This is a genomic window from Methanothermococcus thermolithotrophicus DSM 2095 (genome assembly GCF_000376965.1).
Classification (GTDB): Archaea; AGJL01; Methanococci; order Methanococcales; family Methanococcaceae; genus Methanothermococcus; species Methanothermococcus thermolithotrophicus.
The window spans coordinates 1-13320 of record NZ_AQXV01000020.1; the positions used below are offsets into that span (position 1 = coordinate 1).

Annotated in this window: 15 protein-coding genes and 1 CRISPR repeat array; of the genes, 3 read left to right on the forward strand and 12 right to left on the reverse strand. The window is 30.0% G+C overall.

The genetic code is table 11. The features are described 5' to 3' along the window. A CRISPR array of direct repeats spans window positions 1-301; the repeat unit is 30 nt; unit sequence ATTTCCATCCCACTATGGTCTTATTTTAAC. A 384-nt stretch (window positions 302-685) separates the two neighbouring features. From cas6 to F555_RS0100755, 8 genes are all read right to left on the reverse strand, one after another. After that, complete coding sequence (cas6, locus tag F555_RS0100720; protein WP_018153312.1) at window positions 686-1396, reverse strand: CRISPR-associated endoribonuclease Cas6; 711 nt, start codon at window positions 1394-1396, stop codon at window positions 686-688. After that, window positions 1393-1656, reverse strand: a complete 264-nt coding sequence (gene cas2, locus F555_RS0100725; protein WP_018153313.1) for a CRISPR-associated endonuclease Cas2 — start codon at window positions 1654-1656, stop codon at window positions 1393-1395. The genes cas6 and cas2 overlap by 4 nt, the downstream gene beginning before the upstream one ends. Before the next feature lie 121 nt (window positions 1657-1777). Next, window positions 1778-2638 carry a type I-B CRISPR-associated endonuclease Cas1b gene (gene cas1b / locus F555_RS08845; protein ID WP_018153314.1) on the reverse strand — a complete coding sequence of 287 codons (861 nt, stop codon included), beginning with the start codon at window positions 2636-2638 and terminating at the stop codon, window positions 1778-1780. Between the two features lie 86 nt (window positions 2639-2724). Further along, window positions 2725-3291, reverse strand: a complete 567-nt coding sequence (gene cas4, locus F555_RS0100735) for a CRISPR-associated protein Cas4 (RefSeq protein ID WP_018153315.1) — start codon at window positions 3289-3291, stop codon at window positions 2725-2727. Window positions 3292-3298: 7 nt separating this feature from the next. Continuing rightward, the gene (locus tag F555_RS08850) at window positions 3299-5725 is read right to left on the reverse strand and encodes a CRISPR-associated helicase/endonuclease Cas3 (RefSeq protein WP_018153316.1); all 2427 of its coding nucleotides are present in this window, start codon (window positions 5723-5725) and stop codon (window positions 3299-3301) included. Window positions 5726-5740: 15 nt separating this feature from the next. Further along, a complete protein-coding gene (gene cas5, locus F555_RS0100745; protein ID WP_018153317.1) occupies window positions 5741-6475 on the reverse strand; it encodes a CRISPR-associated protein Cas5 in 735 nt (244 codons plus the stop codon). Window positions 6476-6516: 41 nt separating this feature from the next. After that, window positions 6517-7416, reverse strand: a complete 900-nt coding sequence (gene cas7i / locus F555_RS0100750) for a type I-B CRISPR-associated protein Cas7/Cst2/DevR (RefSeq protein ID WP_018153318.1) — start codon at window positions 7414-7416, stop codon at window positions 6517-6519. 15 nt (window positions 7417-7431) lie between these two features. Continuing rightward, entirely contained in the window at window positions 7432-8913 is a 1482-nt protein-coding gene (locus tag F555_RS0100755) for a hypothetical protein (protein WP_018153319.1), read from the reverse strand. Window positions 8914-9096: 183 nt separating this feature from the next. On the opposite strand from F555_RS0100755, the gene csa3 reads away from it, so the two are divergent. The 3 genes from csa3 (at window position 9097) to F555_RS0100770 (ending at window position 10284) form a co-directional block, all read left to right on the forward strand. Next, the gene (gene csa3, locus F555_RS0100760) at window positions 9097-9702 is read left to right on the forward strand and encodes a CRISPR-associated CARF protein Csa3 (protein ID WP_018153320.1); all 606 of its coding nucleotides are present in this window, start codon (window positions 9097-9099) and stop codon (window positions 9700-9702) included. Between the two features lie 141 nt (window positions 9703-9843). Next, window positions 9844-10011, forward strand: coding sequence for a hypothetical protein (locus tag F555_RS09490; RefSeq protein ID WP_018153321.1), 168 nt, complete (start codon window positions 9844-9846; stop codon window positions 10009-10011). A 39-nt stretch (window positions 10012-10050) separates the two neighbouring features. After that, entirely contained in the window at window positions 10051-10284 is a 234-nt protein-coding gene (locus F555_RS0100770; protein ID WP_018153322.1) for a hypothetical protein, read from the forward strand. Window positions 10285-10522: 238 nt separating this feature from the next. Here F555_RS0100770 and F555_RS0100780 read toward each other — a convergent pair whose 3' ends face one another. The 4 genes from F555_RS0100780 to F555_RS09495 all read right to left on the reverse strand — a co-directional run. Beyond that, window positions 10523-10792 carry a hypothetical protein gene (locus F555_RS0100780; RefSeq protein WP_018153324.1) on the reverse strand — a complete coding sequence of 90 codons (270 nt, stop codon included), beginning with the start codon at window positions 10790-10792 and terminating at the stop codon, window positions 10523-10525. Further along, window positions 10782-11222, reverse strand: coding sequence for a hypothetical protein (locus F555_RS0100785; protein WP_018153325.1), 441 nt, complete (start codon window positions 11220-11222; stop codon window positions 10782-10784). The genes F555_RS0100780 and F555_RS0100785 overlap by 11 nt, the downstream gene beginning before the upstream one ends. Window positions 11223-11301: 79 nt before the next feature. Beyond that, on the reverse strand, window positions 11302-11781 hold the full coding sequence (locus F555_RS0100795) for a hypothetical protein (protein ID WP_018153327.1): 480 nt from the start codon (window positions 11779-11781) through the stop codon (window positions 11302-11304). 4 nt (window positions 11782-11785) lie between these two features. Then, a partial coding sequence (locus F555_RS09495) for a hypothetical protein (protein ID WP_026182884.1) occupies window positions 11786-13320 on the reverse strand: 1535 nt, incomplete at its 5' end.

The window sequence follows — 13320 nt, forward strand, 5'->3', positions numbered from 1 at the left end:
ATTTCCATCCCACTATGGTCTTATTTTAACATCTACATTCAAAACCTTGTAGGAATCTTCTTTACTGATTTCCATCCCACTATGGTCTTATTTTAACTTGCCAATTTCCCAGACGCATATATTGCACTTTGGTCATTTCCATCCCACTATGGTCTTATTTTAACCTAGATATGATATTTTATTGTCTTGTGCTCGGACTTTATTTCCATCCCACTATGGTCTTATTTTAACAATTCAACATCAATCACTTTTATATTCCCCTGCCTGAGCAATTTCCATCCCACTATGGTCTTATTTTAACAGTTAAGAATTTTCCTTATTTCCCTATAAAGAAGGTTGTTTCTCCCCTTATTTAAAACTTTTTATCTCGAACCTATGATTTGGAGCTCCATATATAAAGACGTGCGACTTGATAGTTGGTTTTATTTTTTAAAATAAAGAACATGCAGTTGCATAAACAAAAAAATAAACATAAATTATAAGGAAAATATGATAAAACTAACTATGATACCTAAACTAAGCTGAATCGTAATAAATTCTAACATCTAAATATGTAAAATAATCATAAAACATGGTCGGTTCGAGACCGCCTATTTATCCTTAAAATCAGAATTAAAAAACATATAAACTATAAAATAAAAAAATAAAAATAATTACCAAGGATAGCATTAAAAAATAAAAAAATTTAGGCAACTCTAACCATTCCAAAACCCATTGAGTTTTTCTCTCCAAAACCACATTCATAACCGAATTTTATTAAATCATAATCTCCATCGACCTTAAAAACCATTTCAGAACATCTGCAAAAGGTATTTTTGATTTTCATTCTTTTTGAATTATATTTCAAAACTTCAAAGTTAAAATCTAAATCACATTCTTTGCTGTAAAATGATTCATATTTTTTCTTTAAATTGTTTTTGAAGTTCTCATAAAATTTTGAATTGTTTGGCAATAAATCATATATCTTTTTTGCCCCATCTTTTTCAATTATGGTTTTTAGATAAATTGGCGAAACTGTCTTTAAAGTATCAAAGCTTTCAGGGATTTTTTCAATTGCTAAATTGTTTGGTATTAATTCAATGCCATTAATATTCATAATCTCACAATCAAGTATTCCACTTACAAAATTTTGTAAAAACTCATCATTTGGCGAAGAAACATGTAAAAATACACGTCCATCCAATGAAACAATACCTCTTTCTTTTATTATCCTTCTTTTGGGGATATTCAGCAGAGAAAATGTGAAAAACTTATATTTAGTATATTCATGTAGTTTTTTAGCATATCTTTCGTCTGCTTTATTTAATACATTGTATATGGCAGAAGCAAGCGTGTATTGATGATTAAATGGAATTATCGTATTTTTCTCAGTTCTAAATTCTAATTTTGCCCTCATAAAACATCCTCCCCTAAGTTTTTCTCAATACCTAGTACATTTCTATCTATGAACTTTCTATCCTTAAGCTTAAAAATAATTACACTATCCAATTTACTATCGATAATACTTTTAATCCCCTCTCTAACTCTTAAAAATTCTGAATCAGTTAACTCCCCCTCAAAAACACTATTCTGCACCCAATTTAACCATTTTCTTAAAAACTTTTTTACTTTGTTTACTCGTTCAACTCCCACATCATAAACTATTATCACATACATTGTGTTACCCCCATCAATTACCACCAAATAACAAACGGTTCATAAGTATCCATTTCCAAAATATGCTTTTGAAGTTTATAACATTCCAACCTTATCAGCCTTTGATAGGAAACTTTTCTGTTTAATTTCTATGTTTTATTGTTTTTTCTAGTCGCTTTTTGTAATGAGTTAAAAATATCTTCCTTCCCTCATCATTCAATAAACAAGAATTTAAATCTTTTTCAAAGTGCCTTTCATCGAGTACGTTTTTATTTACCAAATAGAAAACTAACCTATCCACTAAAAGTGGTTTAAAAATGTCTGCAATATCTAATGCTAGGGAAAATCGTCTTTCAAATGGCTCATGCAGATAAGAAACCGATGGATTTAAATGAGTGTTGAATATCTCGGAAATAACTCCCGAATACAGAAGAGAGTTTCCAAAACTAATAAGTGCATTTATTTCGTTGTGTGGTGGTCTTCTGCTTCTTTTTTCAAACTCAAAATTATTAAATATTTTATCGAAGCTCCCATAATATTCGTTTCTCATCATTGCTTCAACAGACATTACCTCAGTTATTGTCTTTGAATCTTCCAATTTTTCCAATACTTCTTCAACCGGAAAATCGATTTTGTATCTACTTAGATTTTTATATATGTTCCTTACACTACCTTCGACAAACTTCTTTGCCAGATAAAGCCTTTTCTCATTATCTAAATAATATTCTGATTGTTTAACTACAACTTTTCCAGAATAATTTTCCCCCTTTGGATAAAAAGTTCCTACGTAATTACCATATTTTCCAAAGTAATGAATCGGAACATTGTATTTAGAGAGCAACTCAATAACTTTTGAAGTAAAGGACAAACCACCATAGCTATAAATTGAATGTATTTTTTCCACAGGGATTGGTGTCTTTTTTCCATCTTTGTTGATGAAATAGATGGTATTCTCTCGCCTTATGAGTTTTCCGTCTGAACTTATGTATTTGTTGGTTTTCATCCCCCCTACCTCCAATATTAGGCTATCTTTTGTATCAAAACTTTTTTAAAGTTTTGTTCTTATCATTTGTTGGTTTTCATAGCCCCTCATGAAAAACAGAATTCATAATATGCACATTTTTTGCAGTAACTTTTTCGCTCGGGTTTTATTGGCTTATTGCCTTTTGCGATATTCTCAATATCTTCAATTATTTTTATTAATTCGGTCTCATTCTGTTCAGTTAGTGTTATTCTTTTTATTTTCTTCTTTGATGGATAGTTTAAAACACCTACTGCAGTTATTCCCATATTTTTTAAATAGTAGATATAATATAAGAGTTGATAAATATCGGCCTTTTCCATTCTATCGGATTTTTTGACTTCATGAATTTCCAAAATTCCATTCTTCTTGTTCTTTACAAAATCTATAGCTATACTGCCTATTATAAGTTCCCTATTTTCTTTTTTGTAGGTATTTTTATGGATGAAGTTTCCAATACTTACAATATCGCTGTCTTTCTCCAGTCTAACATTTTTTGAAAAGAGATAGAGCTTTGTTTTACATATAAAATAATAATTTATTTGAGCCCCCCTGATTTTTAGTTCCCTGAACGAAGTAAAGGGATTTACAAATCTATGATTTGTGGGAACCTTAAATGTGTTGATTAGGTCCATAATACCACTAGAGAATATCATTATCTACTATGTTGTTATTTTTTAGATTTCCTAAAAATTCATCATCATCGATAAATTCTTCATCCATCTCAATATCATCATTGAATCCAAATTCATATGTGTATTCATGCAAACAAATAACATACAATTTATCTTTTTTATAAACAATATCAAAATGTATCAATTCGCCATTTTCCGCCTCATTTTTGTACTTATAATAAGGATATTTTACAATATTCTCTACGTTTAAATTATTTTCCTCATTGTTATAAACACTATTTGGAATAACATCAATCTTTAAAGATTTGCTTTCCCTTACTTTGAAGAATTTACCCTCATCTTCGCTATACCGTATATCTCTATGCGAGTATCCAAATAATGTACTAATATTAAAAAATCTTTTTAAATTACTACCACTTAAATTGTAATGTTTGTAGAGCTCATCGCACATTTTCTTAATATCGCCGTAGGATATTGCATTGTTATCGTATTTTTTTAAAATACCTTCGGCATTTTTCATTAATTCTTTATCGTATGGCACATTTTTCTCTGGAACGTATATATTCAATATTCCATCAGGAGTTCTCCCCTTTCTATTCAATCTCCCACCCCTCTGCCCAATAGCGTCAATTGGTGCAACTTCACTATACATTAGATCCGCAGAAATATCTAAAGAAATCTCAATTACTTGCGTAGCAACTAAAATAAATGGTTTTTTATTTTTATTCCCATATTTTTCTTTAATTTCTTTTTCTTTTCTGTTTCTATCGTTATGTGTGAATTGAGAGTGATATAATATCACATTTGGATTTATACCATAATCTTCCAACTTATCCATTAATATTTTGTAAAATTTTTTTGATTTTGAAACTGTATTTAATATTATAAACTGAGTTTTTCCATTAATATAATTATTTATAATACTATCAAAAACTTTTTCATCAAATATTTCATATTCATTAAGAAACATCCTAAATGGCCTATAATCTAAACCTTCAACATCAACAATTGTATCATAATTCACCTTTTCATTTAAAAAGTTTGGAATTGTCCCAGACATTAGAAGATGAGGGATGTCCATTTCTTTCAATATATCAAATAACCCGTATAAATGAGATAATGTTGTTTTTTCATAATAATGAACTTCGTCAAAAATTATCACAGCATTTTGGATATTCCCCAAAGCAAAATCGGATTTTTTATAGCCATGGATAAATGAATAAATTAAATGATCAATTGTGGTAATCGTAATAGGTTTATGGAATATTTCCCCCTTAAAATTCTCATCACCAACTTTTTTTATTAATTTGGCCCCATAATCTTCATATTCATCATCTAAGTCCATATTGTCAAAGTCATCGAACTTTTTATTGTTCTCGTCGTTTTTTAATTTAATAAAACTCATTCCATGATATATTCCAACATTTTCTTTACCAAACTCTTTTTTTAGTCTATCAAACATAAAATTACTCGTTGTTTGGGTGGGCAGTGCAAATATTATTTTATTTTTATTGTATTTCTTCATTATCTCAAAAGCCCACAAAAGAGAAGCCTCAGTTTTTCCCCTTCCACATGGTGCAAACAGTATTTGAAATTTTTTAGCTTTGTGTTTTATTTCATTTTGGTATTTGTAGAGCTCGAAATTAGGAATATATTCTTTTTTTAATTTGGGAATATAATGTTCTGGGTTTGTTAATACATCATTAAATAAATCGTATTTTAAATTATTCTCCAAGATATACCTTTCAAAATTGTAGCTGGAATATATGTCCGCAGTTTTTAGTATTGAAAGCATAAAACAATATATACTTTTTATTTTTACAATGTCTTCTTTTCGATTATTTAATAAATTAATTTCGCTGTATTCGGACTTTAAACCATCATTAAGAGCATTCCATATTTTTTTAGGTTTTGCCTTTTTATCAATATCAATAGTATTAAACCCATCAAACTCAAAATATTCATTAAAATTAAGACAATTATACACATTGTAGGAATTAGTTAAAAATTTGTTTATATTGTCAATCAAATATTCGGTTTTTTTGATAATCTGATAATCATTATACAACCCACCATATAGCTGAGAATGATGCCCCAATATAGTTAATTTTACAAAATCATTCACATTCACTTTGTCCAATATGCCCATTGCATAAAAAGAATGTGGAAATTTATTTGATCGTTTGTTGTTTTTAATATTTCTTTGAAAATCTTTTGTTAATTTTCCAATATCATGTAAATAAACCATTAAAAATAAATTTCTGTAGAGTTCAGATTTATCCATATCCCATCTATCGCAAAATTCCTCAACTTCAAATTTATTTGTTTCAATATATTGTTTAAGTATTTTTATGGCATCAATTGTATGGCCATTTAATGTTTGAAAGTATTTGTCCCCTTCCTTTAAACATAACTTTCCGATACTAGTATCCAATTATCCCACCCCATATTAATATGCTAAAATACATTTATTTCCAATTTTAAAACATTGAAGTTTGTCGTTTAATTTAATATTACTCAGCGGTATTGAAACAGTTTTAAATATGCTATCCCATTTTTTTCCAGATTTATCCTTTTTTATTAATTTATAAGGTATTCTCTCAACAGTGCAGTTTTCATATAGCCCCTCAACCACGCAGTTTAATTCGGATGATTCAGATATCTCCACTTCAACAATTTCGGAAACCTCCAAATCGCAGAGTTCATCTGAGCTCCCAAGGTACAGTGGTCGTTGTGGATTTAAAAGTGCGTTATTTATACACTCAATTTTTTCTTTTTCTCCAATTATGTAAATCTCGTAGGAGGGATTTACAAGAAATTCTTTAAACATTGGTGATGAACTGTAATTTTTGAAATAACTCTTTCCATCTCCTTTTAATTTTAAGATCTTTGCCAATTCCTTAGATTTATTCTTAAAATCTATCGGAATAATGCCTATTTTTATACCCCAATCTTGAACGGTTAAATCATCCCTTTCCAGACCTAGTGCATTTGATATTAATCCCCGGATTACAGTAAATGAAGGTATTGAATATGTTAAAATTAAACTATTTGAAAGTGGTTTTCTAAATGTGTTGAAATATAACCCTTCAATTTTAAATTTAAATCCATACAATGCGTTTTTGGTATTTTTAGAAGTATCGTGATTAACAGCAGTCCTGTTTAAATATTCATCCAATGTCATACCATCACCAAAAAATAAAATAAAGAAATAAAATAATATATTTACAATGAATCCATAACTTTCTTCAAAGCCTTGTTTGGCGTTAAAACTTCAATTTCTAAACCATTCAACATATCCTTAACTTCATCTTCATTAGTTACAACCCCCGAAATCATTCCGAAATATATATCTCCATATCCCCCAACATCTTCCAATATTTCCTTTAACCTGTCGATATTTAGGGTTCTACTCTCATCAATCTCCAAAGCTTTCTGCAATCTGTGGGAATATCTATCCTGAACTGATGCAACCAATATATCCGGCGTAAAATCCGTTAATAATCGTGCCTGCTTTGAATAATCTGATAAATACCTAATTGCATCCAATATTAGTTTTATTCTTTCTTTTCTTTCATTATTGTCTACCTTATATTCAATAGAAAGTTTTCTTTCCTCATCATTTATTACTTCCTCCCCTCCAATTCTTTCAATGTCGATTGAGATACCACATTTATATATATTCGTTCCAATTTCGATATTTACAATATCCCCGCCCGTTTTTTCACCAATTTCTTTATATTTTGACCTTGTTAGGAAATCTACTGTTGAATTGTCTTCAAAAGATAATAATCCGATAGCAGGAGATACTTTTAGTGGTGAAACTCTTACAGATGAACCACTACCTTTTTTCGGCAGCATAAAACCGAATAAATCACAACCAATACAATTTTCAATATCTCCGCAAGTTTCTCCCCTATCATCTGGAACACATATATATTTATCTGTTGCTCTCCTAATCGCATCCCTGAAATAATGCCTCATAGCTTGACCAGATACATAAGGATATTCTACGCCGTCTTTTTTGTATTTTTTAACATCTATATAGTTACTTTCCCCCTCTCCAGAATTTAAATTTGTTAAATCAACTTCTGACAACCATGCAACATTTATCCCTTTTTTCATCAATATCGCCCCAAATTATTCAGTATTTTCGTTATTATTTTCACGTTTATGTTGTTTAATTGAAATATACATACAGGAATATATTTCCAATAAATCCCTCAGCTCTTTCCAATTTTCTTCATATTCTTTTACTAATGATATTAAATTTCCCAACACCATGGGATTAATGTACTTAGTATCCTCATCACTCAAAGAAATCATTTTTCTACTTATTTCCCTCATCACTCCCCAAAACTCCTCAGATGTTCTCACTTTATCCAGCTTGTAAAGTAGATTTAAATTGTTATGCCTACATACCTCTGCAATTACATGCCCTGATTTTTTAATGGTTTCTAAATGTTCTTTTGGAATACCCAATTTAGTCCACCTCCAATTGATAATAATTTTTTCTAAAATCTCTCTCGCATCGTTAAATAACACAATATCGTAGCTGTTTTTTGGAATAAAACATTTAGCAAATTTTCTAAAATTGTTAGTTAGAAATGCTTCTGATATTTTCTCCCGGAGTGCATTAGATTTATCAAAATCAGGCTTCTTTTTTTCGTTATCTCTAACATATATCTTATTCAAAAAATCCCCATACAATAAATCCCCATCTAATTCCCCAATTATCGTTCTCATTACTTCAAATATTTCTCCCAACATTTCGAACTTATCTACTTTGATATTTTTTACAGTACCACTCGGAATGTTTATAATATACCATTCAACATTAGGATTTTCATTTAATTTGGCGTTATCAATTAAATATTCGTAAAATTTTAACAATACAGAATACCTACCATAGATATCTCTATTTCCTCCAATATTGCAGTATCTATCGCTATTTTTAAGAATCCCTGCACCCCTGTATCTCTCTTTAAATTTACTTAACTTAACTAAATCATTAATGTATGGGATGAACATGTAGGCTTTATCACCCATATATTTGTATAAATAATCGTCAGTCCATTCCAATATCCCAGTTAAATAGCATTTTGGACATATCTCTTTATAGTTTTCAGCATTTCCCCTTATTCCCCCTAAACTTTTTATTTTTGTAGTCATGGGATAGGATGCCTGTTTCATATTTTGATATTCTTTTGAAAATTCACCGCCACAGCACAAACAAACTTTACCGGATTTTGAATTTTTTGGTTTAGTAGTTATCAATTTAAATATTTTAGTAAGTTCATCTTTTGGATTTAAGTATATTTTTTCTTTTAATGTATTTACTCCATTTTTATCCTTTGAACCATATTGAATAAGGATATAGTCCTTTTTCACCCTTTTTTTAATGCCTTTTTTATCTTTCACCTCAATTAATAGTTTTTCATTTTTCAATTGCTCAATTTCGCTAGCAAAGTCTTTTATAAAATTATCAATATCATCCAACTGGACTGTTATTTTATCCGGTTTTATTTCTGGATAATAACCCATATTTCTAAAAATATGATATAAGTTTTCTATCCCATTATCTATCCAAAAATCATCACATTTTTTGAATTCTAACTCCATATGACCCCCCGATTATTTTATTTCAATAGGTTACCCCGTCATCATGTTGGTATATAATATATCATTCATTATTAAAAGTGAATTAACCAATATTTAAATTTAACTATTAACCAATTTAGTTAAGTTTTATATAATATGAGGTTAAATATAGGCTCCCGATAAATATTTACGAAAGGAGAAAACATGACCACGCACATAATAAACATGGGTTTTCATACGGAACACGTGTATAAACCAATTGCAGAATTTGGAGCAAAAAAAGTAGTTTTAATTTACTCAAAGGATGATGAAGAATATACATCAGAAGAAGATTTTAAAAAAATAGATGTGGCACTGAATAAAGCAAAAGAACTATGCAACATGCTCGGGATTGATTGTGAAGAAGTAGAAGTAAAAGGCATGGAATTCGAAAAGAATGTTGAAATTTTTAGAGAGCTCATGCAGAATGAAAACAATAGAATAATTGTAAATATAACCGGCGGAAGAAAAATAACCTCTTTTGCACTACTCTACGCTTCCCTTTATGAATTTCAAAAAATAGATAAAATAGTATATGTTCACAACAAAAGAATAGTTGAGTTTCCAAAAATAGCACATCCCTACAACTTAACCAAATTTGAAAGAAAGATACTATCTTCATTAAATGAAGGAGAAAAAACAATAACCGATTTGGCAAAAGAATTCAATGTTTCCCTTCCTGCAATAGTTAAATATATAAACTCTTTAGAGCAAAAGAAACTTGTAAAAACCCATAAAATTGGAAGAAAAAGAATAGTAAATATAATTTAACTAAAATTAATTTTTAATAAAATAAAACAGAAAAAAAACAGAAACCAAACTACTTAAATAAAAAAGGGCCGGGACCGGGAATCGAACCCGGGTCAGGGGATCCACAGCAGAGACTGAAATAATGCAGTTTTTGGTGATATTATGAATGCAAAAATGAAGGATATTAAAATAAAGCAAAATACGAGGGACAAACTCAAAATATTATGTACAACGAAAGGTTATAGGTCATACGATGAATTAATTAACGAAATGTTGAGTTTCTACTGTGAAAAAAAGAATATAAAAATATCAATAACAATTGGGGAATAAATATAAATCATAAACAACAATATAATATTGGGTGAAAATATGAAATACGGAAAAACCACAAAAAAATACACAGAGAGAATTAAAAAACAACCCAGAGTAAGAAAAATAAAAAAATATGTTGATTATGATGAGCTCCCAGCATGGATAAGAAGAGCAGAGGATAGGATAAATAAAATGAGTCATGAAGAATTTTGCGATGAGATGGTAAAATTTGGAACAGAAGCAAAAAAAGCAGGGGGAGTTGTAAATTTAGTGTTTAGGGATATACACTAAGTTTATGAATTCATCGGGAGATAATATTTCTGGTGGGGATATATTTAGTTTATTTTTGAATTCTGATATTATCAATCTTTTATTTTTTTCTTTTCTTAAATCAGTTCTGTTAAATGTGATTAAATATTGGCAACCTAATTTCGATGACTCATATACTACTTTCATGTCAGACTGTTTTAAGTGGCTCAAAGTTGAAGGCAGTTTTAAACTTTTTGCTCTTTTGTATATCGTGATATTATTAGACCAATGAAAACAACCAAACCCACTTTTCAAAAACTCTTTTTTTTACATATTTTGGAGCTTGTATAAATTCATATGCCACCATTAATGGAATAATCCCTTTGATTCGAGTATTGCTACATATTAATTTTGCAAATGCCTGTGCATTTTCCATATTATTTATTTCTTCGTTTAGTTTTTTAATTGATTTTGCGGATTTTTTCAAAGTAGTTTCTGTTTCGCCCAAATACCCTAAAACATTTGTATCAACTGCAACTTTAACAACCATGTTTTCCCTTTAATAATCTTTTCAAAGGTTTTGAAAAATCAGGTATAAAATCTATTCCAAGTATATCCATCTTCCCCATGTTCCTGCTCCATTCTTCCAAGTCCTTTTCTGGATGTTTCGATTTTTCTAAATCAATAACTTTTTTACTCTTAATCTTTTCATCCTGTTCCTGTGCCTGTTCGCTTCTTTCTTCATGAAGTTCCCTTGCAACATTTAATAAATGTTGGATGTATTCCTCATCGTATTTTTCTTCATTGTATTCTTTATTTTCAATCATGTTCTTTATGTAATTTGCTACTATCTCTTTATTTTCTGGATATGATAATGTAGGGTCAATTAACGCTTCCAAATCAATTAAATCCTCATCAATACCGTGTTTTTTTAAAAACCTTTTTAAGTTGTATATTTGCAATCCCTTACTCATTACCATTTCCTCACCTCATCTATCAATCTGTTTGTGGAGTATGTCAGTGCAACAGTAAATGCAAGAACTACAATACCCCAAAAAATTACCTTGTCAAGCATTTAACCACCCCCACAGGAATGTTAAAGTATTTGCATAGTTCCATAACTTTATCATATTCCAAGATGTCCCCGACTATTTTTCCATCTTCTTGGTGTATTATAAACCTGAAATTTTCATCATCGAATGTTAAATAATTTTTTTTGAAAACTTCTTCATTGACCTTTACAGAAGTAAGTATCCTCTTAACTTCCACTATTTTCATATTTCTAAAAACTTCAATAACCTTGTGATTAAATACAAATAAAGAATATATGAAATTCTTTTTACCCTCAACCGTTTCCAAAGATAAATATACTTTCCAGGCATAATTACATATTGCATCTACGTTTTTTGGTGGTTTTGTGTTCCATTCCCTAACATCCTCATTTATAAAATTCCGTAAATGGTAGTAAAAATATTTCTGCTCTTTGAATCTCTCCAAATAATAGTTGCATAGCTCGATGTATGTATAATATTTTTTCATACACTCACCCTAATTTTATTTTTAAGATATTATACAATTGCATTTGGATGTAGGAAGGATAAGGAGAGCAAACATAAAATGTTGATGTGTTGTTGTTTTTAATAACTTCCGATAACAAAGGATAATCATTTTCCCAGTTTTTTAACATGATTAGATTTGTAAATGGTCTATTGAATAACATACCCACATCGAATTCCAAAGGTCTTAAAAACACATCACCATTAGGTAGTATCATCATCTGTCTTAATTCATATTTTGGGTCTTGGAAGTTGTTGGCACTTGTTAGATGGTATTTTTTGAACAACCAACCATCATAGGATGCTGTGGAATATCCGCAGTCCCTCACCATGAATGCAATTTCCTCTAATTCTTCCCCAATTATTGAATTATATGAATATTCTGACAGTTCATTATACCAATCTTCCCAACTTTTTTCAGAAGGATTTATCCCCAACCAATCGGCAACTGAACCTGCTAAATCTAAACAGTTTTTAGTCCAATCATGCCAAAATCCATCAAGATTTGTTGGATCTATATAATTGCTTGCAAATCCTATATAACTACTCCATCCTGTTCCGTGTGTTTTTTTCCAGTTATTCCAGTCATCTATAAGTTGGTCTATTGGAAACGTTGCTCCAACAAGTAATGCACCCACAAAAGCCAGTCCTCCTGACAGCCCAACACCAGCCAAAACCGCACCCGCAACCTCTTCAACAGCATAAGATAATCCAATATATAACAATATTTCAGGATTATCCTTAACATACTCGTATGCGTCGCCAATTTTTTCCTTACCCAACTGTATTAATCCTCCAACTCCATAGGATAAAACTGCATCCATTATGTTGCTTGCGTATTCCATACCTCTTGCAACATTCAATGTTTTTGGATCATCCAATAAATGATTATTCCAATCTGTTCCATAATCGTTCATTAATTTCATCCATTCTAAAGCCATATCTTTTAAAAAATGTATATATTGAGCATCATATATTCCCCATTCTTCCAATAAATTCCTCTTTTTTGAACCGAAAAATCCGATATAACTATTTTTTACACTTCCAAAGTTAGGCTGTATGTCTGTCCCCCAATATGTTTTTCCATTCATTGTATATGCAGAAGGAAAAACCATAATACGATTGGGAACAGAACATAATGTAGAACCTCGCCATAATCCATATCCTAATGTTTCGATTGTTAGATTGAAATATAAATATCCCGTGTAAATTTTGATATCTGGAAAGTCACTTGGAATGCTAAATGGATAATCTATAATGTCCAATAAATTAGGAATTTCAATGTCTCCCGTGGAATCTGAATCTGAAAATATTTCATTACCTACAAATGTTGTCGTGTATGTGTTGGCTGTATGTCCGTGAGCTCCTCCTCCGAACAGTTTATAATATGGAATTATTTTGAAGTCATCCACATTTCCATTTGGATAAATGTAAAAAGAAGCAGTTGGTTTTATAATGTATTCCAAAACATTATTATCTGGAGTAATAATGTTTTCTTTAACTTCATTGGATGGGATTATGT